A 25,156-nucleotide genomic window follows, 5' to 3' on the forward strand; every position below is an offset into this window, starting at 1 on the left:
TATAAAAATACAACTTAGTTTTTAAGAAGTGATTAAGTATTCCCTGTAGAATCATGATTATATTGCGTCTATGCAAGCATACTTTAAAAAATACATACTTAAATTTAAACAGCCAGCTGGCACCTCTAGAGGTGTTTTAAAAGTGAAGGAAACTTATTTTTTATATCTAGATAATGGAGTTAAAAAAGGAATAGGCGAGTGCAATCTGTTCAAGGGGCTTTCCATAGATGATCGCCCAGACTATGAGCAAAAATTACAGTGGTTGTGCGATAACATTTCTCAAAAACCAGCTGATTTATTTCAAGAATTAAAAGAGTGGCCTTCTATATTATTTGGCTATGAAATGGCTTTAAAATCCCTACAGTCTCAAGACATGTTCACGTTATTCCCATCTATGTTTACGGCTGGTGAGGATGTGATCAATATTAACGGTTTAGTATGGATGGGTAACCAGGATTTCATGCTTCAACAATTGGAGGAGAAATTGAAAAGCGGTTTTAATTGTATTAAATTTAAGATAGGTGCTATAGATTTTGATAAAGAATTAGAGATGCTTGAGGCTGTAAGATCACGCTTTCGCGAAAGCGAAGTCACCATAAGAGTAGATGCAAACGGAGCTTTTACTCCTCAAAATGCTATGAGCAAGCTAGAATTGCTTCATAAATATCAAGTACATAGCATAGAACAACCTATTGCACAAGGACAATGGCAAGAAATGGCAATGCTGTGTGAGCAGTCTCCTGTAGACATTGCTCTGGATGAAGAATTAATAGGACTGTATGATATGGCTATAAAGGAGCGATGTGTTGAAACTATAAAACCACAATATATTATTTTAAAACCGGCTCTGGTAGGTGGTTTTCAAAGTTGTAGAGAGTGGATTAATATCGCAGGTGAAAAGAATGTGGGCTGGTGGATGACCAGTGCGCTGGAATCAAATGTAGGACTAAATGCGATTGCTCAATTTACTTACACATTAGGAAATGATATGCCGCAAGGACTAGGAACTGGTGGTTTGTATACTAATAATATTACGGCACCACTAGAAATTAAAAACGGAACGTTGAGATGTAACAATATCTCTCAATGGGATACTAATGCACTAAATTTTTAAGAAATGTATATAGAACAAGGTTATAAAGGCAAATTAGGAGTTTGGAATTTTTTTCTCATACCGGTAGGCTTTATGCTTTTTATGGTATTTAATTACTTTTCTACTTTAATGTTAGTAGAAAATCAAGGGCAGTCTGTAGAACAAATGATGGCTCAAATGATTGAAATGATGGGTAAAATGCCATTTTTAATTCTGAACCTTTTAATATTTGTTGCGGGAATTGTAGCCATATTTATATGGGTGAAATTTGTTCACCAGCAGTCGTTAACAGCTTTAACAACAAGTCGTAAGAAAATAGATTGGAAACGCATTTTTATGATGTTTATTTTTTGGTCTGTTGTCTCTATTGCTATGATATTGTTAAGTGTGTATAGCGCACCAGAGAATTTTCAGTATAATTTGAATTGGTCTCAATTTATTCCACTAGTTATAGTTTCTTTTTTATTGTTTCCTTTTCAGACTAGTTTTGAAGAATATTTGTTTCGTGGGCAATTGCTTCAGGGATTAGGTATTCTTACTAAAAATAGATGGGTTCCTTTTATGCTTACTTCTATTCTTTTTGGTGTGATGCACGCAGCAAATCCTGAGGTAGAAAAACTAGGTATGGAAGTGATGATTTTTTACATAGGTACAGGTTTTTTACTAGGAGCTATGACCTTAATGGATGAAGGTTTAGAACTAGCGCTAGGTTTTCATGCTGCAAATAATATTACTGCAGCTCTTATGGTGACCTCTACCTGGACAGCTATTCAGACTGATTCTGTTTTCCTAGATGTTTCTGCACCTAGTTTTGGACTCATAGATATGTTACCCATTCTCATAGGTTATCCAGTAATACTGATTATTCTGGGCAAAATATACAAATGGTCTAACTGGAAGGAAAAGCTATTTGGTCGAGTAATGAGTAAAGAAGAATTTTTTGCGCTGAAAGAAAATAAGGTTGAGGTAAATGAATTTCAAGATTAGAAAAATATGATTCCCAAAATACACCCAAGTTTTAAACTTAATGGTCGCAAACTAGACTATAATGGAGTGATGACTGTTGCTTATTCTTATGTAAAAGAAGGTGAAGAATGGGAAAAAGAAGTAGGTGACTTTTTATTAAACTGGCTCGACGATTTTGAGGTCATGACCGTTTTTACTAGTGGTTCTACAGGTTCTCCTAGACAGTATAAACTTAATAAACAGCACATGATTCATAGTGCTCAAATGACTGGACAGCATTTTGAATTAGGTCCAGGAACTGAGGCGCTTTGCTGTTTACCATTAAGCTATATCGCAGGTAAAATGATGATGGTGCGCGCCCTCATGCTCGGTTGGGAAATAGATTTAGTAAAACCCAGCTCTAAACCGTTGAAAAAAGCTGATAAACGTTATGACTTTACGGCCATGACTCCTTTACAAGTTACTAAGTCTTTAAAAAATATTCATAAAACGAGAACTGTTCTCATAGGTGGAGCAGCGGTACGAGAACAATTGATTAATGATTTACAGCACAAACATACCAGAGCATATCATTCTTATGGAATGACTGAAACGGCTTCTCATGTGGCTATTAAAGAGTTATATCCCGATTTAGAAGGCCAGTATACAGCTATAGGTGATGTGACTTTTCATAAAGATGATAGAGATTGTTTAGTTATTAATGCAGCATCTTTAGGGAAAGAAAACTTAGTCACTAATGATATCGTAGATCTCGTTAATGAACGACAGTTTAGAATTTTAGGACGTATCGATGATGTGATCAATAGTGGTGGAATTAAAATTCATCCTGATCAAGTGGAGCAGAAACTAGCAGCACATATCACGCAGCGTTTCTTTATAACGGGAATGAATGATGAAGATTTAGGAGAAAAAGTAGTGCTTATTGTGGAAGGAAAAGAGTCTAAGTATAATGATTCTTTTAATCATTTAGATACCTATGAAGTGCCTAGAGAGGTTTATTTTGTAGATGTTTTTGAAGAAACGCATACTAAAAAAGTAGATAAGCGCTCTACCTTAGAAAGGTTGTTTAGAAAATAACATGGAACATAATAATTTGGAGTGCATAGACTTCAAGTTCCTATTCTTGTTTTCTTAGGAGTACTCGGGTTAAATGATGACCTGTTACTTACCTTGTAAATTACTTGTTATGACATCAGTAACATGATCTAGCATGCGATAAACGTTATCAAAGCCAGAATCGCCACCATAATAAGGATCGGGAACATCTAGGTCTTCATTAGGAAAAGCCCAATCTAGAATTTTGTGAACCTTGGCTTTTTGCGTTTCGTTTTGTGCAAGTGCAATGGTGTCTCTATAATTAGAATTATCCATCACAAAAATGTAATCATAGGTCTCTAAGTCAGCAGTTGTTAGTTTACGACTCGCCTGACTTGATATATCTATGCCATTCTTTTGGGCTACAGCTATAGATCGTCTATCTGGAGCTTGACCACGATGGCTACCGCTAGTTCCAGCGCTGTCTATATTAAACTTAGTAAAATTAAGTTTAGAACGCAGAATTCCCTCGGCAAGTGGAGACCTGCAAATATTACCTAAGCACACCATTAAAATAGATGTCTTATTGCTCATCAATAATTCTTAATTAGTCAGCTTTTTACTCAAGTCTTCAACATATTTGTTGAACTGCTTATCTGTAGAGGCTAGATTATCAACTGTTTTACAAGCGTGAAGTACGGTGGCGTGATCACGTTTTCCTATTTGAGAACCTATACTTGCTAGAGAGGCTTTAGTCATTTTCTTAGAGAAGTACATCGCTAGTTGTCTAGCTTGTACTATATGACGTTTACGGGTCTTAGACTGTAAGGTTTCTACATCCATTTGGAAATAATCACTTACTACTTGCTGTATTTGATCAATAGAGATTTCACGTTTAGTATTCTTAACGTAGTTTTCTACAATCTTGCGAGCCAGATCTATAGTAATATCCTTGCGGTTAAAAGAGGAGTGCGCTATTAAAGAAATGATAGCACCTTCTAATTCACGTATGTTAGTTTTAATATTATCAGCCAGGTAGTTAATGATATCTTCATCCATTTCTACACCATCTCGATACAGTTTATTTTGAATGATGGAAACACGAGTTTCATAATCTGGGTGATTAAGTTCTGCACTAAGTCCCCATTTGAAACGAGAAAGTAAGCGCTGTTCAATATCTTGCATATCTACTGGCTTCTTATCACTGGTAAGAATCACTTGCTTACCGTTCTGGTGTAAGTGATTAAAAATATGGAAGAATACATCTTGAGTACTCGCTTTACCAGCAAAGAACTGAATGTCATCTACGATAAGAACATCAACAATTTGATAGAAGTGAATGAAATCATTTCTATTATTTTTTCTGACAGACTCTATATATTGTTGTGTAAATTTCTCAGCACTTATATATAGAACAGTCTTATCTGGATAATTTTCTTTAATACCTACACCTATAGCGTGTGCTAAGTGAGTTTTACCTAACCCTACACCACCAAAAATCAATAATGGGTTAAAAGAAGTTCCTCCAGGTTTGTTAGAGACCGCCATACCAGCACTACGCGCTAGTCTGTTAGAATCTCCTTCAAGAAAGCTGTCAAAGTTATAAGATGGATTTAATTGGGACTCGATCTTTACGTTTCTTATTCCAGGAATAATAAACGGGTTTTTTAATTCTGGACTCTTACTTCTCACTGGCGCATCTACAGATTGTGAGGATTGTATAGAGCGATTGCTACTAGGTATTTTTTCAGTAAATGGCTCCATACCTTTTAAAGTATTTTCCATTTTAATGGCATAAATTAACTTTGCTCCTTCACCTAGCTCGCGAGTTAGGGCTGTTTTTAGTAACTTTATATAATGTTCTTCTAACCATTCATAAAAAAAACGACTTGGAACTTGAATACTTAAAGCCGTCTCTGTGAGCTTTACAGGGTTTATTGGTTCAAACCATGTTTTATAAGCTTGTGGATTAATATTATCTTTTATAAATAGTAGGCAATTTCCCCATACCGATGCTGCCGTAGTTGTCATAAAATAAGTTACATTAGTGATTAAAAAAAGATCGTTTAAAAATGAAAATAATGTGAAATCACTTCTTTTTAATCGACCTACAAATATGTGCATAAAAAACCTTAAAAAAAACTATAAAAGGGTTTGAATTATTGAAAATTTTGTTGCAAGGAAACTGATTTCCTTTGATGTGAAAATAATATTACAAAAATAATGAGGAGTACACTTACAAAAATTAAAACCAGATACGTAGAATCAGATCAAATGGGGATTATTCATCATTCTAACTATTTGATTTATATGGAGCAAGCTAGGTTAGACTGGTTAGATGTTTTAGGGTTTTCCTATGCAAAAATGGAGAGTCAAAAAGTATTGCTTCCGGTCTATCAAATCGATATCAAGTACAAAAAACCGATCAAGTTTGGTGAAGAGATTACGGTAAAAACAATTCTTAAAGACATACCTACAACAAGAGTGTTGTTTGAGTATGAAATTATTAATTTTAAAGGAGATATTTGCGCTACAGCAGATCTGACTTTGGTGTTTACTGATGGTAATACTTTTAGACCTACTAAACCACTTCCAGATTTTCTAGCTGCTTGTAAAAGATTATTTTAAAATAAAATTATCTTTTACTCAACTGCTTGTGCTCTTATAGGGTATAATTTATTGATTTGTGCCACTGTTTTTTCTTGTTGAGATTTTGGAACTGCAATAGTTATTATACAGTGCTCGGTTAGCTCTTGCTTTTTTATTTTACAATCATGCTCATCTATAAAACGCATTACTTGACTCATTTGAGCATATTCAAAATTTATTTTTACTTCGGCAGTTATAGTGCGTAACTTGATCTCAGCAGTTTCTAAAGTAATTCTTGCGGTCTCTCGGTATGCGCTTATCAGGCCGCCTACTCCTAGTTTAGTTCCTCCAAATATTCTTGAAACTACCACCAGAATATCACTTAATTCATGAGAGTTGATCTGTCCTAGTATAGGATCTCCAGCACTGTGACTAGGCTCGCCGTCATCGTTTGCTCTATAATTATTATCATCGGGACCTAATTTCCATGCATAACAATGATGTCCTGCTTTAGGGTGTTTATTGCGCAATGGAGCGATGAGGTCATTTACTTGATAATCGTTAGTTAAAGGAAATGCATTACCATAAAATTTGCTTCCGCGATCTTTGTATAGAATTTCTTCAGTAGGCGTGATAATGGTTTTATAAGAATCTTTCATAATGGTTACGCTTTCGCGAAAGCAATCACTAGAATAGCAATAATCGCGAGTACAATACCTAAATAGTTTTTAAAAATAAGTCGTTCCTTAAATATAAGCAATCCAAATAGAGTCGTTAAAAGAACAGTGCCCACGTGATTAATAGGGAACAAGATGCTACTCTCCATACCACTTTTGAGTGCTTTAATAATAAAGAAAATAGAAAAGTAGTTAGGAATTCCTAGGGCAATACCTGCGATTACAGAATTAATTTTCAAGAAACGTCCTTTAAAGACTTCATAAATTAAAACAGCGATCCCTACGACAAACGCCATCGCAAAGCAAACAGCGCTAAAAAGCGGTTCCTCTCCATCAGGAACATGAGTTTTCTCAGCATATTTTAAAGTGGTGTCAATAATACCGCTTCCTAAAAATAATAAAACCGGTAAAATTAATAAGCCTTTATCCAGCTTTAAGCCACTTTTAGATTTTACCGAACTTAAATAAACTGACACTAACGCAAGTAAAATCCCCAGGATTTTAATCCATCCTACTGATTCATTATACAACCAGAAACCAGCTATTACTGGGATAACTAGAGACATTTTGCTGGCCACAGCAGCTACAGATAAGCCGTTTTTTTGACTTGTTAATGCCACGACATTAAAAATAGTGATGAATAACACACCCAGAAAAAGTGCATAATACAGCCACGAAGTCTTTACAATTACCTCTACATCTGGAACACTTCCATAGGCTATAAATCCGGTAATAAAAGCTACCAGATAATTTACAATTATCGCATGCAGTGTATTTACTTTAAAGACTTGAAAATACTTAAATATGACATAAAGTAAACTAGAGGTAGCGATGCTTAAAAGTAACCAGATCATACGTTTCTGAAAATCTTTAAAACATCATTATTCATCTGTTTGCGCTCTTGCAGTCGGTAATTTCCATTTAAAACAGGAGCTTTTAATCCTTGATAGAATAAGACTTCAGTTCCCATGAATTGATAGGCTTGATCCCATAAACCAGTGTCTATAAAAGATTGAATAGTCGTTGATCCACCTTCCACAATAATAGATTGTATATTCTTTTTATAGAGTTCTTCAACGATTTCATAAATCTTTGAGGAGCTGTAAGTAAGTTTTAGGGTTTCAGCGTCATGATTCATTACCTTATAATCATCAGTAATACTGTTTTTAGAATCAAGCACTATTCGGGTAGGGTTAATTCCTGACCAGTCCCGGCAGGTAAGCGATGGATTATCATCGATCACTGTTTTAGCACCTACTAAAATTGCATGTTCTTCAGCTCTTAGCTTGTGTGCTAGCTGTCGTGAGTGGGAATTTGTAATCCATACAGGTTTTTGCTCGTTTTTCTGTTTTGGAGCTATGAAACCATCAGCAGTTTCGGCCCATTTCAGGATGATATAAGGACGTCGTTTTTTGTGAAATGTAAAAAATCGTTTATTGAGTTCGTTACAATCATTTTCTAAAACACCTACCACAACTTCGATTCCTGCATTTTCTAAAATAGAAATTCCTTTTCCGGCAACTTTATCATGTGGATCCAGCGTTCCTATCACTACTTTTTGAAATCCTTTTTGTACAATCATAGAGGCGCATGGCGGTGTTTTACCTGTATGTGAACATGGTTCTAGATTGACGTATAATGTCGCTTTCGCGAAAGCGTCTCTACCACAACTCTTTTGCTCTGCATCACGCACAGCGTTTACTTCAGCATGCGGTTCTCCAGATTTGAGATGCCATCCTTCACCAAGAATTTTATCATTTTCAGAAACAATCACACTTCCCACGAGCGGATTAGGATATGTAGTCCCCAAACCGTTTTGAGCCAGTTGTAGGCAACGCTGTATGTATTTCTCGTGAGTAGTCATTTGAGCAAAGGTAAGACCTAATTAAAATTTAAAGCAACATCAAAAATAAAATCAAAAACAATTCAAGATGTAAATTGGTATAAGTTCGAGCAAGAGTTTGAGAACGTTTTGATAATTGAAGTGAATTTTAATTTTAAATTAGCTTTATGAAAATCCGTAAAATTCTTCCTAGAGATAATCAAGCTGTTAAAGAAATTATTCAAGCTTCTATCATGGAACATGGAGCGCCTAAAATAGGAACCGCTTACAGCGATGCTGCTACTCAAGCGATGTATGAGCAATACCAAAAACCTCGCAGAGCCTACTACGTTCTTGAAATCAATGGAGTAGTGGCAGGTGGAGCAGGAATTGCACCACTAGATAATTATAAGGGTAATGTGAGCGAACTACAAAAAATGTACTTTAAACCAGAAGTGCGTGGAAAGGGTTATGGCAAGAAAATGATGCAAGTCTGTTTAGAACGCGCCAAAGAATTACAATTTGAAAGTGTTTACCTTGAAACTATGGATAATATGTATATGGCTCAACGTTTATATGAACATGTTGGGTTTAAATTACTGGATGCACCATTAGGTGATACTGGTCATTTTTCATGTCCAGTTCAGATGCTTTTAAGATTCTGACATTACGCACTTGATGTAGAGCCTGTTTTTATGTGTCTCAATATCAGTTCGAGTGCAGTTTTATCAAGTTTTTTTTAAGAACTTTATATAAACCTCACCCTTCAGGGTTGGGGAAAAGGTTTCGTTTTCTAAACCTAAATTAAAAATGAAAAGACTCCTTTTCTTAGAATCTGTATCTGACTATCGAAGTTTACGGATTAAAAGGAATATATACGTGGGTAAATTGTAGTTTGCAGAAATTTGATCAGAAAGGTTGAAAAATGATTTTACCTTTACCAAATGACATTGAATCAACTAAAATCTCTTTACCAAGAACAACTGGCACCTCTTTATCCAGAAAATGAGATTCACAGCATTTTACAAATCCTTTGTGAAGATCTATTCAGCTGGTCGCGCACTTATTTTTTAATGAATGATAGCTTAGAGCTGAGTCATTTACAAGTAGAAGTATTACAAAAATCTTTGAGAGAATTATGTACTTCTAAGCCGGTGCAATACATCACGGGTAAAGCTCATTTTTATGGGCATGTGTTTGCTGTTAATGAACATACATTAATACCTCGACAAGAAACAGAAGAACTGGTTCACATGATTATTAAAAATCATAAAACCGAATCTTATTTAAATATTCTAGATATAGGAACAGGAACTGGCTGTATAGGACTATCTATAAAAGCTTCAAAACCAGACTGTAGCGTGACTGTAATGGATGTTTCAAAAGAAGCACTTACTACGGCGCAATTAAATGCCGACCGTTTAAAAACACCTGTAAAAATGCTGTTACAAGATGTTCTAGTACTTGAAGAACTACCAGAGAAGTATGATGTCATTGTTAGCAATCCGCCATATGTGCGGGAATTAGAAAAGGTAGAGATCCATAAAAATGTATTAGAAAACGAGCCGCATCTAGCTCTTTTTGTAGATGATGATCATGCTTTAATTTTCTACCGTAAGATTATGGAACTTGCTAAAAAAGCTCTGCAACCAGAAGGAGTTCTGTATTTTGAAATCAATCAATATCTAGCTGCCGAAATGAAATCTCTAGCCACTGAGCTAGGTTTTACCTCTCATGTTTATAGAGATTTAAGCGGTAATTATAGGATGATGAAGTGTGAAAGAAATTGAAATCAAACTCAAAAACTGTAATCCTTAATATCGATTAAGGAACATCAAAACTTACAGCAGGTATAGAAACCTCACGCTTTAGATCATGCGCTGTTCTTGTGGAAGTAGTTAGGGAAAAGGTTACGGAACTATCAATATATTCTTACCTTTAAATTTGAATTGCACAGCTGCTGTGCAAATTGTATATTTGTTTTTCTTTCCTCAACACTTAAGGGTGCGAAAACAGAAGAGTGATTAAGAGTTACATCAGTAAAAATAAATTGATATACTTTTTGATTAGAAACCTCACCCTTTAAGGCTGGGGAAAAGGTTTCGGAGCAACTATTAACAGTTAACAAATAACTGAACCATGGCAACAAAAAATTTAACGATACGATTATCAGATCAGCTGATAGAAGCGAGTAAGGAATATGCAAAGAAGCAAGGGAAATCCTTGAATGAAGTGATAAGAGAATTTCTTGAAAACAACGTTAGGAAGCCTAAAAAATATGAGTCTTCTGTAGATAAGCTTCTTAATTTCGCTGAAGAGCATGGTAAATATGTAGGTAAGTTTGATTTTGATAGAGATGAAGCAAATGAAAGATAGAAGTTTTATTGATTCAAATATCTTTATTTATACTTTGAACAAATCAGAAGATATAAGGTCTGAAAAGTCAAAACAAACACTTTTATCACTTGAGAAAGAGACTAGAATAGTAATATCAACACAGGTAATTCAGGAAATTTCAAATGTTGCAATTAAAAAGAGTCTTTTAGATAAGAATGAATTGTTAGATTACGTCAATCGTTTGGCTAATCTAGAAGTAGGTGTTATCAGTGAGGATATAATTAAAGAAGCTATCAGAATTAAATTTAGATATCAATTGTCTTTTTATGATTCTTTAATAGTAGCTACCGCAATAGAAAATAACTGTACACGATTATATTCAGAAGACCTCAATAACGGTCAGTCTATTGAAGGCCTTCAAATCATCAACCCATTCAACAACTAATGGACGTTAAAACTCAAATAGAATCCTTGCGTGATGAATTGCGTGAGCATAATTATAATTACTACGTAAACGATAATCCCACGATATCAGATTTTGAATTTGATAAAAAACTGGAGCAATTAAAAAGGCTAGAGGCTGCGCATCCTGAGTTTTATGATGCGACTAGTCCTTCAGTACGTGTAGGTGGAGAGATTACTAAGAATTTCAATACCATAAAGCACATCAACCGTATGTACTCGCTGGATAATTCTTATTCCATCGAGGACTTAAAGGATTGGGAAACGCGCATTAAAAAAATCGTGGACGGCGACATTCAGTATACTTGTGAGTTAAAATATGACGGCGCTAGTATTTCGTTACACTATGAAAATGGTAAGTTTACACAAGCCGTAACTCGTGGTGATGGAAATCAAGGAGATGACGTGACCGCAAATGTGCGCACCATAAAATCAGTGCCGTTACAGTTAAAAGGCGATGATATTCCTGCTAAGTTTGAAATACGTGGTGAGATCGTATTGCCTTGGGATGGATTTCATAAAATGAATGAAGAACGCGCTGCACAAGGACTGGAGTTGTACCGCAATCCTCGTAATACGGCTAGTGGTAGTTTAAAACTACAGGATAGTGCAGAGGTGGCAAAAAGACCGCTGGACTGTTTGTTATATCAGCTCGCTGGCGATAATTTACCTATAACAACACAGTTTGATAGTTTAACGCTTTCGCGAAAATGGGGTTTTAAAACTCCAACAGAATCAAAACTAGCATCGAGTATAGAAGAAGTTTTTGAGTTTATTAAGCACTGGGACACAGCACGCAAAGAGTTACCTTATGAAACTGATGGAGTAGTAGTAAAGGTCAACTCATTGCGCCAGCAAGAAGAATTAGGTTTTACCGCCAAAGCTCCTAAATGGGCCATGGCATATAAATTTGCCGCAGAGCAAGTTGCTACACGACTAGAAGAAATCACCTATCAAGTAGGTCGTACAGGAGCCATAACACCAGTCGCAAATCTAGAACCTGTTGAGATTTCAGGAACAACAGTACGTCGTGCGAGCTTGCACAACGCAGACCAGATTGAAAAACTAGACATAAGAGTAGGTGATGAGGTTTACGTAGAAAAAGGCGGCGAAATCATACCTAAAATCGTTGCGGTGGATTTAGCTAAACGATCGGAGTATTCACAACCAACTATTTATGCCACACAATGCCCAGAATGTGAAACCAAACTAATTAGAAAAGAAGGCGATGCTAAGCATTATTGCCCTAACGAAATGGGCTGTCCACCACAAGTAAAAGGTAGGATTGAGCATTTTATCTCTCGCAAAGCGATGGACATCGATGGGATAGGAGCAGAAACCGTAGGTCAATTAGTAGATGCAGGCTTAATCACTAACTATGCCGATTTATATGAACTGACCGCAGAGCAAGTGTTACCGCTAGAGCGTATGGCACAAAAAAGTGCTGAAAATATGGTGCAAGGAATTGAAGCTAGTAAAACCGTTCCTTTTGAGCGTGTGTTGTTTGCGCTAGGGATACGGTATGTCGGAGAAACTATGGCAAAAAAACTGGCTAAGCATTATAAAAATATAGACGCTTTACTAGCCATGCCAGCAGCACCAGAAAAAGAAAACTTAGATCTATTTGCAGACCTCACCAGCGCTACCGATAAAAAAATAGAAGAACTTACTGCAGTTCCAGAAATAGGAACGAGCATAGCACAGTCTATTGTTGAGTTTATTCAAAATGAAGAGGACATGCGACTGGTGGAACGATTAAAAGATGCTGGATTACAATTTGCCTTAAGTGAAGAACAATTACAAGGTCAGACAGATAAGTTAGTCGGTAAAAGCTTTGTCATTTCTGGAATATTTGAAATGTCTAGAAACGATCTTAAAAAACTCATAGAAGATAATGGTGGTAAGGTAAGTAGTTCGCTTTCCAGTAAAACAGATTTTCTCATACGAGGAGAAAATATGGGGCCATCTAAACTTGCCAAAGCTGAAAAACTGGAGATAAAGATGATTAGTGAGCAAGAGTTTTTAGGGATGGTTTAGAGATTTAGTTTTATTATTTCATTCATAGGTGCGGTTTTATCATAAAAGGTCAAACACATAATTTTCGTACTTATAGGTGAGGACTTAAGTCCGCACCTATAAATGAAATTTCACATGATCTTGATCGTGTCCGCACCTATGAAAATTTATTGCACCATATTTTTATGTTGTTCAAATAGAGCAAGAGGATTTTTTAAAGTCCTTTCCTTTAGAAAGGATTTAGGATAGGATATTGGAAAGCTAGGCATCACTATGATTAGTGAGTAGGATTTTTTAAATATGATTAAATAGCATGAAGAAGTTAATATTATTAGGGACGTTGTTATGTTTCGCTTTCGCGCAAGCGCAAACCTATTCCTCAAAAATTATTGCAAATGACACCATGCTTATTCATGGATTTATAGGTGAGTATCCTATCACTATGTATGTAGAATATACTGGTTTTTGTGAATACGAGCATGAATATACAGGCTGGTACAAATACGATAGCAGTAATGTTTCTATTCCTATTTTATTCTATTATTCCAGCTATCCTGAGGATGAAAATTTTAAAATTTATGCCAAATATGATAGCGATTTTGAAACTGAAATCACAGAAGAATTTGATTGTCATATCATAGCCTTTGATGAGGTCTTTACAGGAACTACAGAAAATGGATTATTTAATAATCTCAACTGGCAAAAGCAAGATTCTACTACTGGATTAAAAGTTACCTTTCAAGGCGATCCACAAAAGAAGTTTTGGGAACTGGGCGATCAAAAGGTTTATTTAACTAAAGATGATCGCGTTCTTTTAGATATAGGAGTTTTAGGATTTGAATATGCCTATCATGTAGATGTTGTAGGGCAAAAGATATTTAACGATGTCAACCATTTATTGATAGAAATAGCCGTACCTAGCAGACCTGGTGGTAATGGTCGTGGTATGTGCGGCGCTGGAGAAGAAATATATATGCTCTATTTACGATTAAATGAAGAAGATAAATTAATCTACAGCGACAGCGAGAAAATACAAAGCTGTTTTGATTATATGGAAGAGTCGCCAGTAAGCTATGATGTTGCTTTTCCAGAAAAAGGGTTTAAACGCATTAACTAACTTCTTCACCATGTTGGCTAGCATCTAAACCACGTTCTTCTTGATCCAGTCTCACGCGCACAGGAATTAAGATATCTACAATTTTATAAAAGGCGAGACTTCCACCAAAGGTGAATACAGCAACAGCAACCAAAGCTGTGATATGCCATATAAAGGTTTCTGTTTCACCAGCGACGAGTCCTACATCTTTTGCAAAAACGGCTGTTAAGATCATGCCCACTATACCGCCTACACCATGACTAGGGAACACATCTAGCGTATCGTCGATTCCAGTTTTTGAAAACCAAGAAATAGCGAGATTACTTGTTATAGCTGCTACAAAACCTATGAAAATACTTTGAGAAATAGTCACAAACCCTGCGGCTGGTGTAATAGCGACTAAACCTACAATGGCGCCTATGCAGGCACCTACAGCACTCATTTTACGATTTCTAAAACGTTCATAAAACATCCAGGTAATCATGGCTGTAGCACTCGCGATATTTGTGTTTGCAAAGGCGATAGCTGCATCAGCATTGGCAGCTAGAGCACTACCAGCATTAAATCCGAACCAACCGAACCACAACAGTCCTGTACCTAAAATGATATAAGGGACATTTGCTGGGTCGTGAGTAATCTTTTTACGTTTTCCTAAATAAACAGCTCCAGCAAGTGCTGCAAAACCGGCACTCATGTGGACTACAGTTCCACCAGCAAAATCGAGGACACCTAGATTGCGTAGTAATCCATCTGGATGCCAGGTCATGTGTGCTAGTGGTGTGTAAATGAATATGGTAAATAGAACCATGAAAAGAATGTAACTTCTAAAACGCACGCGTTCTGCAAAACTTCCAGATATGAGTGCTGGTGTGATGATGGCAAATTTCAATTGAAATAAAGCAAAAACTAAAAATGGTACCGTTCCAGCAAAATCTGGATGAGGCGCAAGACCTACATTTCTAAAATTGAAATAGGTCATCGGGTTTCCTATAATACCGTGCCAGCTCTCGCCAAATGCCAGTGAAAATCCAAATAAAACCCAAATAACGCTAACTACTCCTAGTGCTACAAAACTTTGTAACATAGTAGATATCATAGATTTTTTATTAACCATACCACCATAGAAAAAGGCAAGTCCTGGTGTCATTAATAATACAAATGCTGATGCGATAAGCATCCATGCCGTATCACCGCTATCTATGGCACTCATATCGCCGAGCTCTTTATAGGGCGTACTATATATTAAACTGATAAGAACTAAAAAGGTGAGAACTATAAAATTAAGTTTTTTACCCATAACTATACGTATTGAATTATTGATTCAAATATAGGGTTGAAAAGTTTAATATTTATAAAAATCATCTATTAACCCTTGAAAATATAGGGTTGAATCATAATTAGGTTTATTTTTTTTGTATTTCAACCCTATTTTTGATGGGGTTTATTTGATTTTTTATCGTGTTTTGAGGAGTTTGTTCTTTTTTATTCACTTTTTGCTTAAAGCTTCCCCATAGATACTGCTACTTAAATAATTCTGTATTTCAAAAAATCAAAAAACACCAATTTATTTGAGCGACATTAAAAATATAAATGGGTGTTAAATACTGTAAATAGTGTTTTGATTGTTGTTGAGTTTCCCTTCATTCAAGTAAAAATCTATACGACCTAAATTAATTCCATAGCAACCTACTTGATTCACCATAACATCTTTATCCATGGCATTTTTTACAATCTCAGGCGCATCTAGAAAGGTATGTGTATGACCTCCTATAATTAGGTCGATATCAGAAGTTGCTTCAGCCAGTTTTAAATCAGAAACTTTATCATGCTTATAAGCATATCCTAAATGCGACATACAAATAATGATATCACATTTTTTTTCTACTTTTAAAATACGTGCCTGATCTTTAGCTACTTCTATAGGATCGTGATATACTGTTTCTTTAAACATTTTAGGATCTACAAGACCGCTTAATTGAATCCCAACGCCAAAAAGACCGATGCGCACGCCATCTTTTTCAATCACTTTATGTGGCAATGTTTTCCCATCCATGATGGTATTTGAAAAGTCATAATTAGAAATTACAAAGTCAAAAGTGGCATGCGGTAATTGCTTGTATAACCCATCTATTCCATTGTCAAAATCGTGATTTCCTATCGTAGCTGCGTCATAACCCATCATGCTCATGAGTTTAATTTCTAGCTCACCACCATAGAAATTAAAATAGGGTGTTCCCTGAAAAATATCGCCACAATCTAGTAGTAAGGTGTTAGGGTTTTCTTCTCGCACTTTATTAATAATTGCCGCGCGTCGTGCCACGCCGCCACGACCATCATTACGACCACCTTGAATAGGTTCTATGTGGGAATGTGTGTCGTTAGTGTGAAGTATTGTGATTTTCTTAGTTCCAGGTTCTAGTTCTGGTCCTGTAAAAATGGAGTTTGCAAGTGCATAATTAGACCATAGCGCTGCACCTGCCACGATTCCTGTACTTGTATTGCGTATAAATTTTCTTCTTTCCATGTTATTCTTGTTGTCTGCTCTTTTAGTGAACCATTGTAAATCGATCGTCTCGTTTAAACTTTAAGGTGTCAGTTTCTTTAAAGTAATCAATCATGGCGTTTCTAATTTTGTAATCTAACTGGGTGATAGGTGTGTCTTTAAAAAAGCTCATGTTATCACCGCCATTATATAAATAGTCATTTGTTGCTACATAATAATGTTCATTATCACTCAGTGGTTTTCCATTTATGAGGGCTTCTAGGAGCTTGCCGTTTTTATCTAATTTAATTGTTAAACCACTTATGGGGTGAGCTCTTTTTCTTTTTACTAGATAGTTGATCAGAGATGTCATTTGTACTGCATTGAGCTGCGCTACTACGATACTATTTTCAAAAGGCATGATTTCATAAGCGCTGCGCATGGTGACTGCTCCTTTATGAAGTGGAGCTCTTATACCGCCGTGGTTAATGAGTACTACGTCTATTTGTTCACCAGATCGTTTTAAAAAAATAGGGTTTCCTTGCTTCATCACAATTTCGGCCATCATGTTCCCTATAGGAGTGTTGAGTTCAAAATCATTTTTATGCATAGAAACTGGGTTGTAGCTTAATTGCTCATCCATTTGTGCATCTAGGGATTTTTTATAGGGAGCAATGTAGTCCTCAATGGCAGTTACGCTTTGCAGGGTGCTGTCTATAGAGGTCTGTGATGCTTCTACCTTTACCAGGTGTAGGTGGTCTGGTTTGCAAGATGTTGTGATGAATAACGCTTTCGCGAAAGCGAGATAGAAAAAAGCTTTTCCAGCCCGTTTATAAATGGATGTTTTCATAACCTATTTGTACTACATTTGTAATGTTAGTAAAAGTACATGATTTTTAACGGAATTAAGAGACGCTGGCTGCGCAAGGAGATTAAGAAATTGCAAAATTTGCAAGATAGGCCGCTTATTAAATGGCCAGAATCGCTTGTGGTGATTTTTAATGGTGAGCAAACAGTTGATTTTGAGCCTTTTTATAAATGGGCAAAGGAATTAGGAATTAAAAAAGAGTCTGTGGTTCTTGTTGCTTATGTTCGTGATAAAAATAAATCGACCGTGCAAGGCGCGCATTTAGTAGATCGTAAACTTATTAAATGGTCTGGCGGGATTACTGATGATGAGATTAAAGAATTGATTAAAAGACCTTTTGACCTTCAGGTTAATTATTATGATACACAGAATGATTTGCTTGACTTTATAAGTCTGGCTTTGCCATCTCGATTAAAGGTTGCTTATAGGGTTTTAAGTGATGAATCTTTATTTGATCTTTCTATAGATGTTCCGCTTAATGATTATAGTGCTTTTTTTAAAGAATTACAGAAATATTTAAAAATATTAACTCAGTAACATGCAAGAATTAATAGGTACAGGTGTGGCTTTAATTACTCCATTTAAAAACGATGGAAGTGTGGATCATGCAGCGCTTAAAGAAGTAGTAGAATATCAAATTAGTAATGGAGTCGACTATTTAGTAGTTTTAGGAACTACAGGAGAAAGCGCAACACTCACTAAAGAAGAAAAGGAAGCGATAAAAGCTACCATTACCAATGTAAATGCAGGAAGGTTACCTATGGTTTTAGGTATAGGTGGTAGTAATACTGCTGCGGTTGTAGATGAAATTACATTAACTGACCTATCTAATTATACTGCTGTTTTATCTGTGTCTCCTGCATATAACAAGCCTACTCAAGAAGGGATATATCAACATTTTAAAGCGGTAGCTGGTGCCACAGAAAAACCTATTATTTTATATAATGTACCTGGAAGAACAGCGTCAAATATGGCTGTAGAAACAGTGGTGCGATTAGCACATGATTGTGATAATATTATAGGGATTAAAGAAGCTGCCGGAGATATCGTTCAAGCTATGAAGTTGATACAGTACACTCCTAAGGATTTTCTAGTAATATCTGGAGATGATATGATTACTTTGCCTATGGTGCTGGCAGGTGGAGCTGGAGTTATATCTGTCATAGGGCAAGGTTTACCTCAAGGTTTTAGCGATATGGTACGCTATGGATTAAATGGAGATGTAGAAGAGGCTTTTGAATTACACTATGAGATTGCGGCTAGTATAGACATGATATTTGAGCAAGGTAATCCAGGTGGGATAAAAGCAATGCTTGCTCATTTAGGGCTTATAAAAGAAAATCTAAGGCTGCCACTAGTTGCTGTAAATGAGGATTTAAGGTCTAGAATTAAAGTTTTTATGCAGCAATACCAGGCATAAACTCCATAAAGTTGCTGTCCCTGCATACCACAATAGCATTACATACGTTAGTTGCATATAGAGTCTAAGAAATATGTATAAAAATTGTATTTTTGCAAACCATTTAAAAATGAGCATGAAAAACTATATTGTTTTACTACTTCTAACCGTTACCTTAATAAGCTGTGGACCTTATCAAAAGGCTTTAAAATCTACTGATAATGAGTTAAAATTAACGGTTATCGATCAGCTTCTTGAAAAAGAGAAGTATAGTAAAGCTGTAAATTTATTTGATCAGATTATTCCAGCTTATCGAGGTACTGAAAAGGCAGAGTCGCTTTCCATTAAATATGCTAAGGCACTTTATGAAACTGGTGATTTTCCTAACAGCTCTTATCAGTTTGAAAGATTTGTTCAGTCTCATCCACTGAGTGAAGATAAAGAGTTTGCAGCTTACATGGCAGCTAAGAGTCATTATGAAATGTCTACCTTGTATTCAAAAAGTCAATTAAATACAGACCGTGCACTTGCAAAATTGCAGGATTATATCAACTCCTATCCCGACGGTGTTTATACTGATGAGGCAAATATTCTAGTCAGTGAACTAAGGTCTAAGTTAGATCGAAAAGCTTATGAAATTGCAAAGAACTATCACCATAGAAGTAGGTTTATAGCAGCTATTAAGAGTTTTGAAAACTTTATTATTCAACATCCAGGTTCTGAATATATGGATGACGCGCAGTATTACCTATTAGAATCTGAATATTTATATGCTATTAAAAGTAGGGATGAACTAGTGGCAGGTCGTATGGATATTGCTATTAAATATTATAATACCTTTGTATCTCGTTTTCCTACGAGTGAATATCGTGATGATGCAGAGGAAATCATGGAAAAAATTAACAAATACAAATCAGAGAATAACATCTAATTCAAGTTATGGATACTAAAAATATACAGGCACCATCTTCTACTATTACTTATAATAGAGATAACTTAACAAACCCAACGGGTAATATGTACGAGGCGATTTCAATTATTGCTAAGCGTGCTGAACAAATTAATACAGACGTTAAAGGAGAGCTGATTGAGAAGTTAGAAGAATTTGCGACCTATAACGACTCTCTTGAAGAAATCTTTGAAAATAAAGAGCAAATAGAAGTTTCTAAGTTTTATGAGCGTTTACCTAAACCACACCAGATCGCGGTTCAAGAATGGTTAGACGGTAAAATTTACTTTAGAGATACTTCTAAACCAGCAGAATAATTTTATGATGTCGGTTTTAAGTGGTAAAAATGTATTACTAGGTGTTACTGGTGGTATTGCTGCTTATAAAACAACTTACCTTGTGCGCCTGCTTGTAAAAGCGGGCGCAGCTGTTAAGGTGGTAATGACTCCAGCTTCTAGAGACTTTGTTACACCTCTTACACTTTCCACACTTTCTAAAAATCCCGTCCTTTCATCTTTTACTAATGAAGAAGATGAAAATGATACCTGGAATAATCATGTAGATCTTGGCCTCTGGGCAGATTATATGATCATAGCACCTGCTACTGCAAATACTATGAGTAAAATGGTGGCAGGAAATATTGATAATTTTTTACTGGCTGTCTACTGTAGTGCAAAGTGTCCTGTTTATTATGCGCCAGCCATGGATTTAGATATGTTTAAACATCCATCTACAGCACATAATTTTGCTCAACTTGCTAGTTACGGTAATAAAATGATTCCTGCGGGAACAGGTGAACTAGCAAGTGGATTAAGCGGTGAAGGTCGCATGGCAGAGCCTGAAGATATCCTTTCTTTTATAGAAAAAGATATACAATCGCAACTACCATTAATGGGGAAAACATGTCTTATTACCGCTGGACCTACTTATGAAGCTATAGATCCAGTACGTTTTATAGGGAATCATAGTAGTGGTAAAATGGGTGCGGCGCTAGCACTTGAAATGGCAAATTTAGGAGCGCAAGTGATCTTGATTATGGGTCCATCTCATGTAGTTACAGACCATGCACTCATAGATAGAATAGATGTACAAACAGCTCAAGAGATGTATGACACGGTCCATACTCATATTCACAAAGTAAATTATGCTATATTTAGTGCTGCTGTTGCAGACTATAAGCCTGTTCATACCGCAGATCAGAAAATAAAAAAGAAGTCTGAGACGTTAACTATTGAGTTGACTAAAAATCCTGATATTCTTGCAAGTGTAGGAGCTATGGAACAAAGACCTTTTTTAGTAGGATTTGCATTAGAGACAGAGAATGAGCTGGAATACGCTTTCGCGAAAGCGGACAAAAAAAACACAGATTTGCTTATATTGAACTCTATGCGAGACAAAGGAGCAGGTTTTGGCAAGGACACAAATAAAATAACCATCATAGATAGGGAACGTTCCATAACCGAATTTGAAACAAAACCTAAAAGTGAAGTAGCTAAAGATATTGTAAATGAGATTATTAAAAGAACTTTGTAGATTTTTACCATTACTGTTTGTATTCATAGCAGGCGTGGTAAATGCACAGGAGTTTAATGCAGTTGTTCAGGTTAATGCACAAAACGTGGCTCAGCCAGATCAACCTATATTTAAGACTCTAGAAACTTCCATGCAAGAGTTTATCAATAATACAAAATGGACAGATCAGGAATTTAGGGAAGAGGAAAAGTTGAATTTCTCTTTAGTACTGGTAGTCATGGATTATAAGAATGATCGTTTTCAGGGAAATATTCAAGTGTCACTCTCTAGACCTGTTTTTAATTCTACTTATGATTCTCCTATTTTTAATTTTAAGGATCAAAATGTGGAATTCACATATCTCGAGTATGCACCATTTTTTTATAATGATAATCAATATGAGAACAATCTTATTTCGCTCATATCATTTTATATCTATACTATGCTAGGTATAGATGGTGATACTTTTGAGCTCAATGGTGGTGATCAGTTCCATGTAGAGGCGCAACGAGTGGTTAGTCTTGCTCAACAAAGTAATTCCATAGGCTGGAAAGCAACTGATGGTCAGGGAACTCGTTTTCAATTAAATGATGATATGCTTTCTCAAACTTTTAAAGAGTACAGAGAGGTAATGTATAATTATCATAAAAAAGGTATGGACACCTTTGCCGAAGATCAAAAAAAAGCAAAAAAGATTTTAAGTGAAGAGATTTTAAAACTTAAAGCCTTACATAGCCGTAGACCTAATAGTTTGATACAGCGTTTGTTTTTTGACGCAAAGGCAGATGAGATCATGAGTATCTTTTCTGGTGGTCCACCTGTTGATATCAGAGAGCTTAAAAACGCCTTACAGCAACTAGCGCCTAACCAATCTTCAAAATGGCGTAATATTAAAGTCTAGAGCTTTGGTAAGCTGTTGGAATTTATATAGATTTAAATTTGGAATAAAAACACTTTATGAGTGTTTGTTAATATCTTAAAATCAATTGCTTAAACATATTCATATTTCAAATTTTGCCTTAATCGATAGTCTCGATTTAGACTTAAACAATGGACTGACCATGATTACTGGTGAGACTGGTGCAGGAAAGTCTATTTTATTAGGTGCGCTAGCTTTGGTTCAAGGAAAAAGAGCAGATCTAACCGTAGTTAGGGATACAACACGTAAATGTGTGGTAGAGGCTCAGGTAGATGTCACTGAGTTATCTATTTATGGATTATTGGAGCAGCATGATCTAGATACAGCGCCCATTTGCTATTTAAGACGTGAGATATTACCATCTGGTAAAAGTCGTGCCTTTATAAATGACACGCCTGTGACACTGGCTATTATGAGTCAGATAGGTGATTACCTTATAGATATTCATTCCCAACACCAGACCTTACAGCTCGCATCAGATGAGTTTCAAATTGATACGTTTCAAGCCTTTATAGATAAGGTTACTGTAAAAGAGAAAGAACCAGCGGCAGACTTATTAAAATTATTTAGAACTGAAAGAGCTGCTTTTAAAAAACTACAGCTGCAACTCAAAAAATGGCAGGAAGAAGAAGTAGCACTTGCAAAAGAGGCAGATTATAATAATTTTTTACTTGAAGAGTTAGAGGCAGCTGAGCTTGATACCCTTGATATATCATCCTTAGAACAAGAAAATGAGCAACTTAGTAATGTAGAAGAAATTCAGCTCGTGCTACAAGAGTTTGAGTCTATAACTCAACAAGATGAGAATGGTGTGCTAGATCAGATGAGATTGCTTAAAAGTAAGTTTGCTCAAATAGCGCGTTACGATACTACGTTTGAGAGTGCTAAAGAACGAATTACAACAATGTTGCTAGAGCTCGAGGATTTATCTGTAGATATAAGTCGTAAGGGTGACGCTATAGAAGCAGATCCAGAACGATTAGAAATGGTGAGTCAACGATTGAACCTCGTTGAGCAATTATTTAAAAAACATCACAAAGAAGAGGTAGAAGAATTAAAAACCTTGAGAGATGAGCTTGCAGATAAGGTTTTTGCCACTCAAACTATTTCAAAAAAAATAAAACAAGCTCAAGTTCAATTAGAGCAGTTTGAAAATAATTTAAAGCAGTTAGGTGATAAGATCCATCAACAGCGAGTAAGTCATGTTTCTCTACTCGAGAAAGAGATTTTAACTACCATTAAAGAATTAGGCATGCCTGCGGCTTCTTTTAAGGTGTTGATTAAAAAAACTCAAGATTTTAATAATTACGGAATGGATGAGGTAGATTTTAAATTTACCGCAAATAAAGGCTCAGAATTATTATCCTTAAATAAAGCTGCATCAGGTGGAGAGTTATCTCGATTAATGCTTGCAATTAAAGCCTTGCTTTCTAACTATAAAAAGCTGCCCACAATTATCTTTGATGAAATAGATACAGGTGTGAGTGGTGCTATAGCAGAGAAGATGGCGCTTATTATGAAAAGAATGAGTGCTACCTTACAGGTTATTACCATAACGCATTTACCACAAATAGCAAGTGTTGGAAATGATCATTTAGTAGTTAAAAAAGCTGTAGAAAATGAGGTTACCATTTCTAATATATACAGGTTAAATGAGCGCGATAGGGTAGAAGAAATAGCTCAAATGTTGAGTGGTGGAAAAATATCTGACGCAGCAAGAGAAAATGCACGTGTATTACTTCAATAAGAATTTTATATTTGTCACTTATAATTAAGATATGTCATACAATTTATTAAAAGGAAAACGAGGAATCATATTTGGCGCACTAGATGAGAATTCTATAGCCTGGAAAACAGCAGAGCTTGCTCACGCAGAAGGCGCAACATTTGTGCTTACTAACGCTCCTATAGCCATGCGCATGGGGACGATTAATGAGCTTGCAGATAAAACAGGTAGTCAAATCATCCCTGCAGATGCTACAAGTCTGGAAGACTTAGAGAATTTAGTGTCTAAATCTGTTGAGATTTTAGGTGGGAAATTAGACTTTGTGTTGCACTCTATAGGGATGTCTGTAAACGTGCGTAAAGGGAAAGCATATACAGATCAGAATTACGACTGGACACAAAAAGGATGGGATGTCAGTGCGGTATCTTTTCATAAAGTGATGCAAACACTTTATAAGCAAGACGCTATGAGTGAATGGGGAAGCATACTTGCCTTAACATATATGGCTGCACAAAGAACCTTTCCGGATTATAATGACATGGCAGATAATAAGGCCTACCTTGAGTCTATTGCCAGAAGTTTTGGTTACTTCTTTGGGAAAGATAAAAAAGTACGTGTGAATACCATTTCTCAATCGCCTACACCTACCACTGCTGGTCAAGGAGTTAAAGGTTTTGATGGATTCATAAGCTATGCAGAAAAGATGAGTCCACTAGGAAATGCAACGGCTCAAGAATGTGCAGAGTATTCTATTACACTCTTCTCAGATTATACTAAGAAGGTAACCATGCAAAACCTTTTCCATGATGGTGGGTTTTCAAACACTGGGGTTAGTCAAGAAGTAATAGAAAAGTTTTAATCATAATCTATTGATAAGTTTAAAGCCTCTGTTTTTACAGGGGCTTTTTTTATGCACGCTTTCGCGAAAGCAAGAATCTAATACCGAATTGAATTAGTTATACTAATTTATGTTTCTAATGCCGTATTCTTAATTTGAATTATTTTTTGACTCGATGATAAAGAAAATTAAAGCATAGCCTAAGCTACGGTTTCATTTTATTTTGAAATATAGGCGAAAAAGAAACGAGTAATATGCGACATTAGGAATGTGAATTGGTATTAAGACTTTATAAGCGCATATAAGTACAATTAACAAAAGTTATTAACAGCTTTACATATTCCTATTGTTAATTCAGCGTTAAATACTA

General features: G+C 35.8%; 26 protein-coding genes. 18 read left to right on the plus strand and 8 right to left on the minus strand.

The genetic code is table 11. The features are described 5' to 3' along the window. Positions 1-70: 70 nt before the first annotated feature. The 3 genes from ACTF48_RS01030 to ACTF48_RS01040 are packed head-to-tail and all read left to right on the plus strand — an operon-like array spanning position 71 to position 3,136. Positions 71-1,114, plus strand: a complete 1,044-nt coding sequence (locus tag ACTF48_RS01030; RefSeq protein ID WP_438961279.1) for an o-succinylbenzoate synthase — start codon at positions 71-73, stop codon at positions 1,112-1,114. Positions 1,115-1,117: 3 nt separating this feature from the next. Then, positions 1,118-2,080, plus strand: coding sequence for a lysostaphin resistance A-like protein (locus tag ACTF48_RS01035; protein WP_438961280.1), 963 nt, complete (start codon positions 1,118-1,120; stop codon positions 2,078-2,080). A gap of 6 nt (positions 2,081-2,086) precedes the next feature. Then, positions 2,087-3,136, plus strand: coding sequence for an AMP-binding protein (locus tag ACTF48_RS01040; RefSeq protein ID WP_438961281.1), 1,050 nt, complete (start codon positions 2,087-2,089; stop codon positions 3,134-3,136). An 84-nt stretch (positions 3,137-3,220) separates the two neighbouring features. Here ACTF48_RS01040 and ACTF48_RS01045 read toward each other — a convergent pair whose 3' ends face one another. Together ACTF48_RS01045 and dnaA are read right to left on the minus strand one after the other, a co-directional pair. Continuing rightward, positions 3,221-3,688, minus strand: a complete 468-nt coding sequence (locus ACTF48_RS01045) for a low molecular weight protein-tyrosine-phosphatase (protein ID WP_438961282.1) — start codon at positions 3,686-3,688, stop codon at positions 3,221-3,223. Positions 3,689-3,697: 9 nt separating this feature from the next. Next, entirely contained in the window at positions 3,698-5,125 is a 1,428-nt protein-coding gene (gene dnaA / locus ACTF48_RS01050; protein ID WP_438961347.1) for a chromosomal replication initiator protein DnaA, read from the minus strand. A gap of 192 nt (positions 5,126-5,317) precedes the next feature. On the opposite strand from dnaA, the gene ACTF48_RS01055 reads away from it, so the two are divergent. Then, positions 5,318-5,722 carry an acyl-CoA thioesterase gene (locus tag ACTF48_RS01055; RefSeq protein WP_438961283.1) on the plus strand — a complete coding sequence of 135 codons (405 nt, stop codon included), beginning with the start codon at positions 5,318-5,320 and terminating at the stop codon, positions 5,720-5,722. A gap of 14 nt (positions 5,723-5,736) precedes the next feature. On the opposite strand, the gene ACTF48_RS01060 is transcribed toward ACTF48_RS01055, so the two are convergent. The 3 genes from ACTF48_RS01060 to ribD are packed head-to-tail and all read right to left on the minus strand — an operon-like array spanning position 5,737 to position 8,224. After that, entirely contained in the window at positions 5,737-6,342 is a 606-nt protein-coding gene (locus tag ACTF48_RS01060) for an IMPACT family protein (protein WP_438961284.1), read from the minus strand. Positions 6,343-6,347: 5 nt separating this feature from the next. Continuing rightward, on the minus strand, positions 6,348-7,214 hold the full coding sequence (locus ACTF48_RS01065; RefSeq protein WP_438961285.1) for an EamA/RhaT family transporter: 867 nt from the start codon (positions 7,212-7,214) through the stop codon (positions 6,348-6,350). Next, positions 7,211-8,224, minus strand: a complete 1,014-nt coding sequence (ribD, locus tag ACTF48_RS01070) for a bifunctional diaminohydroxyphosphoribosylaminopyrimidine deaminase/5-amino-6-(5-phosphoribosylamino)uracil reductase RibD (protein ID WP_438961286.1) — start codon at positions 8,222-8,224, stop codon at positions 7,211-7,213. The genes ACTF48_RS01065 and ribD overlap by 4 nt, the downstream gene beginning before the upstream one ends. Before the next feature lie 146 nt (positions 8,225-8,370). On the opposite strand from ribD, the gene ACTF48_RS01075 reads away from it, so the two are divergent. The 6 genes from ACTF48_RS01075 (at position 8,371) to ACTF48_RS01100 (ending at position 14,114) form a co-directional block, all read left to right on the plus strand. Continuing rightward, a complete protein-coding gene (locus ACTF48_RS01075) occupies positions 8,371-8,847 on the plus strand; it encodes a GNAT family N-acetyltransferase (RefSeq protein WP_438961287.1) in 477 nt (158 codons plus the stop codon). A 279-nt stretch (positions 8,848-9,126) separates the two neighbouring features. Beyond that, positions 9,127-9,972 carry a peptide chain release factor N(5)-glutamine methyltransferase gene (gene prmC, locus ACTF48_RS01080; protein WP_438961288.1) on the plus strand — a complete coding sequence of 282 codons (846 nt, stop codon included), beginning with the start codon at positions 9,127-9,129 and terminating at the stop codon, positions 9,970-9,972. 349 nt (positions 9,973-10,321) lie between these two features. Then, on the plus strand, positions 10,322-10,558 hold the full coding sequence (locus ACTF48_RS01085) for a DUF6364 family protein (RefSeq protein WP_347195492.1): 237 nt from the start codon (positions 10,322-10,324) through the stop codon (positions 10,556-10,558). Further along, positions 10,548-10,964: a PIN domain-containing protein gene (locus ACTF48_RS01090; protein WP_438961289.1), complete on the plus strand. Its 417-nt coding sequence runs from the start codon at positions 10,548-10,550 to the stop codon at positions 10,962-10,964. Before ACTF48_RS01085 ends, ACTF48_RS01090 begins: the two co-directional genes overlap by 11 nt. Beyond that, complete coding sequence (gene ligA, locus ACTF48_RS01095) at positions 10,964-13,018, plus strand: NAD-dependent DNA ligase LigA (RefSeq protein ID WP_438961290.1); 2,055 nt, start codon at positions 10,964-10,966, stop codon at positions 13,016-13,018. The genes ACTF48_RS01090 and ligA overlap by 1 nt, the downstream gene beginning before the upstream one ends. A 292-nt stretch (positions 13,019-13,310) precedes the next feature. Then, positions 13,311-14,114: a hypothetical protein gene (locus ACTF48_RS01100; protein ID WP_438961291.1), complete on the plus strand. Its 804-nt coding sequence runs from the start codon at positions 13,311-13,313 to the stop codon at positions 14,112-14,114. On the opposite strand, the gene ACTF48_RS01105 is transcribed toward ACTF48_RS01100, so the two are convergent. The 3 genes from ACTF48_RS01105 to ACTF48_RS01115 all read right to left on the minus strand — a co-directional run bounded on the left by ACTF48_RS01105 (position 14,107) and on the right by ACTF48_RS01115 (position 17,425). Further along, positions 14,107-15,390: an ammonium transporter gene (locus ACTF48_RS01105; RefSeq protein WP_438961292.1), complete on the minus strand. Its 1,284-nt coding sequence runs from the start codon at positions 15,388-15,390 to the stop codon at positions 14,107-14,109. The genes ACTF48_RS01100 and ACTF48_RS01105 overlap by 8 nt on opposite strands. Before the next feature lie 300 nt (positions 15,391-15,690). Continuing rightward, on the minus strand, positions 15,691-16,617 hold the full coding sequence (locus ACTF48_RS01110; RefSeq protein ID WP_438961293.1) for a bifunctional metallophosphatase/5'-nucleotidase: 927 nt from the start codon (positions 16,615-16,617) through the stop codon (positions 15,691-15,693). A 22-nt stretch (positions 16,618-16,639) separates the two neighbouring features. Beyond that, on the minus strand, positions 16,640-17,425 hold the full coding sequence (locus ACTF48_RS01115) for a 5'-nucleotidase C-terminal domain-containing protein (protein WP_438961294.1): 786 nt from the start codon (positions 17,423-17,425) through the stop codon (positions 16,640-16,642). 39 nt (positions 17,426-17,464) lie between these two features. Between ACTF48_RS01115 and ACTF48_RS01120 the strand changes: the two genes are divergently transcribed. The 8 genes from ACTF48_RS01120 (at position 17,465) to ACTF48_RS01155 (ending at position 24,807) form a co-directional block, all read left to right on the plus strand. After that, positions 17,465-17,980, plus strand: coding sequence for a DUF6913 domain-containing protein (locus ACTF48_RS01120; protein ID WP_438961295.1), 516 nt, complete (start codon positions 17,465-17,467; stop codon positions 17,978-17,980). Position 17,981: 1 nt separating this feature from the next. Next, positions 17,982-18,863 (plus strand): 4-hydroxy-tetrahydrodipicolinate synthase, encoded by an 882-nt coding sequence (gene dapA, locus ACTF48_RS01125; RefSeq protein ID WP_438961296.1) that lies wholly within the window; start codon positions 17,982-17,984, stop codon positions 18,861-18,863. A 115-nt stretch (positions 18,864-18,978) separates the two neighbouring features. Continuing rightward, on the plus strand, positions 18,979-19,773 hold the full coding sequence (locus ACTF48_RS01130) for an outer membrane protein assembly factor BamD (RefSeq protein WP_438961297.1): 795 nt from the start codon (positions 18,979-18,981) through the stop codon (positions 19,771-19,773). An 8-nt stretch (positions 19,774-19,781) separates the two neighbouring features. Then, the gene (locus ACTF48_RS01135; RefSeq protein WP_438961298.1) at positions 19,782-20,108 is read left to right on the plus strand and encodes a DNA-directed RNA polymerase subunit omega; all 327 of its coding nucleotides are present in this window, start codon (positions 19,782-19,784) and stop codon (positions 20,106-20,108) included. 7 nt (positions 20,109-20,115) lie between these two features. Then, a complete protein-coding gene (coaBC, locus tag ACTF48_RS01140) occupies positions 20,116-21,324 on the plus strand; it encodes a bifunctional phosphopantothenoylcysteine decarboxylase/phosphopantothenate--cysteine ligase CoaBC (RefSeq protein ID WP_438961348.1) in 1,209 nt (402 codons plus the stop codon). Then, positions 21,299-22,204, plus strand: a complete 906-nt coding sequence (locus tag ACTF48_RS01145; RefSeq protein WP_438961299.1) for a DUF4835 family protein — start codon at positions 21,299-21,301, stop codon at positions 22,202-22,204. The genes coaBC and ACTF48_RS01145 overlap by 26 nt, the downstream gene beginning before the upstream one ends. Before the next feature lie 85 nt (positions 22,205-22,289). Further along, on the plus strand, positions 22,290-23,969 hold the full coding sequence (gene recN, locus ACTF48_RS01150) for a DNA repair protein RecN (protein ID WP_438961300.1): 1,680 nt from the start codon (positions 22,290-22,292) through the stop codon (positions 23,967-23,969). Between the two features lie 31 nt (positions 23,970-24,000). After that, the gene (locus ACTF48_RS01155; protein WP_438961301.1) at positions 24,001-24,807 is read left to right on the plus strand and encodes an enoyl-ACP reductase FabI; all 807 of its coding nucleotides are present in this window, start codon (positions 24,001-24,003) and stop codon (positions 24,805-24,807) included. Positions 24,808-25,156: the final 349 nt, after the last annotated feature.

Origin of the sequence: Nonlabens sp. (genome assembly GCF_965660805.1) — a bacterium.
Lineage (GTDB): Bacteria > Bacteroidota > Bacteroidia > Flavobacteriales > Flavobacteriaceae > Nonlabens.

What these genes read in the sequence shown, in the direction of transcription:
- ACTF48_RS01030 (WP_438961279.1), top strand. Translation starts at nt 71, where the DNA reads ATGCAAGCATACTTTAAAAAATACATACTTAAATTTAAACAGCCAGCT.
- ACTF48_RS01035 (WP_438961280.1), top strand. Translation starts at nt 1,118, where the DNA reads ATGTATATAGAACAAGGTTATAAAGGCAAATTAGGAGTTTGGAATTTT.
- ACTF48_RS01040 (WP_438961281.1), top strand. Translation starts at nt 2,087, where the DNA reads ATGATTCCCAAAATACACCCAAGTTTTAAACTTAATGGTCGCAAACTA.
- ACTF48_RS01045 (WP_438961282.1), bottom strand. Translation starts at nt 3,688, where the DNA reads ATGAGCAATAAGACATCTATTTTAATGGTGTGCTTAGGTAATATTTGC.
- dnaA (WP_438961347.1), bottom strand. Translation starts at nt 5,125, where the DNA reads ATGACAACTACGGCAGCATCGGTATGGGGAAATTGCCTACTATTTATA.
- ACTF48_RS01055 (WP_438961283.1), top strand. Translation starts at nt 5,318, where the DNA reads ATGAGGAGTACACTTACAAAAATTAAAACCAGATACGTAGAATCAGAT.
- ACTF48_RS01060 (WP_438961284.1), bottom strand. Translation starts at nt 6,342, where the DNA reads ATGAAAGATTCTTATAAAACCATTATCACGCCTACTGAAGAAATTCTA.
- ACTF48_RS01065 (WP_438961285.1), bottom strand. Translation starts at nt 7,214, where the DNA reads ATGATCTGGTTACTTTTAAGCATCGCTACCTCTAGTTTACTTTATGTC.
- ribD (WP_438961286.1), bottom strand. Translation starts at nt 8,224, where the DNA reads ATGACTACTCACGAGAAATACATACAGCGTTGCCTACAACTGGCTCAA.
- ACTF48_RS01075 (WP_438961287.1), top strand. Translation starts at nt 8,371, where the DNA reads ATGAAAATCCGTAAAATTCTTCCTAGAGATAATCAAGCTGTTAAAGAA.
- prmC (WP_438961288.1), top strand. Translation starts at nt 9,127, where the DNA reads ATGACATTGAATCAACTAAAATCTCTTTACCAAGAACAACTGGCACCT.
- ACTF48_RS01085 (WP_347195492.1), top strand. Translation starts at nt 10,322, where the DNA reads ATGGCAACAAAAAATTTAACGATACGATTATCAGATCAGCTGATAGAA.
- ACTF48_RS01090 (WP_438961289.1), top strand. Translation starts at nt 10,548, where the DNA reads ATGAAAGATAGAAGTTTTATTGATTCAAATATCTTTATTTATACTTTG.
- ligA (WP_438961290.1), top strand. Translation starts at nt 10,964, where the DNA reads ATGGACGTTAAAACTCAAATAGAATCCTTGCGTGATGAATTGCGTGAG.
- ACTF48_RS01100 (WP_438961291.1), top strand. Translation starts at nt 13,311, where the DNA reads ATGAAGAAGTTAATATTATTAGGGACGTTGTTATGTTTCGCTTTCGCG.
- ACTF48_RS01105 (WP_438961292.1), bottom strand. Translation starts at nt 15,390, where the DNA reads ATGGGTAAAAAACTTAATTTTATAGTTCTCACCTTTTTAGTTCTTATC.
- ACTF48_RS01110 (WP_438961293.1), bottom strand. Translation starts at nt 16,617, where the DNA reads ATGGAAAGAAGAAAATTTATACGCAATACAAGTACAGGAATCGTGGCA.
- ACTF48_RS01115 (WP_438961294.1), bottom strand. Translation starts at nt 17,425, where the DNA reads ATGAAAACATCCATTTATAAACGGGCTGGAAAAGCTTTTTTCTATCTC.
- ACTF48_RS01120 (WP_438961295.1), top strand. Translation starts at nt 17,465, where the DNA reads ATGATTTTTAACGGAATTAAGAGACGCTGGCTGCGCAAGGAGATTAAG.
- dapA (WP_438961296.1), top strand. Translation starts at nt 17,982, where the DNA reads ATGCAAGAATTAATAGGTACAGGTGTGGCTTTAATTACTCCATTTAAA.
- ACTF48_RS01130 (WP_438961297.1), top strand. Translation starts at nt 18,979, where the DNA reads ATGAAAAACTATATTGTTTTACTACTTCTAACCGTTACCTTAATAAGC.
- ACTF48_RS01135 (WP_438961298.1), top strand. Translation starts at nt 19,782, where the DNA reads ATGGATACTAAAAATATACAGGCACCATCTTCTACTATTACTTATAAT.
- coaBC (WP_438961348.1), top strand. Translation starts at nt 20,116, where the DNA reads ATGTCGGTTTTAAGTGGTAAAAATGTATTACTAGGTGTTACTGGTGGT.
- ACTF48_RS01145 (WP_438961299.1), top strand. Translation starts at nt 21,299, where the DNA reads ATGAGATTATTAAAAGAACTTTGTAGATTTTTACCATTACTGTTTGTA.
- ACTF48_RS01155 (WP_438961301.1), top strand. Translation starts at nt 24,001, where the DNA reads ATGTCATACAATTTATTAAAAGGAAAACGAGGAATCATATTTGGCGCA.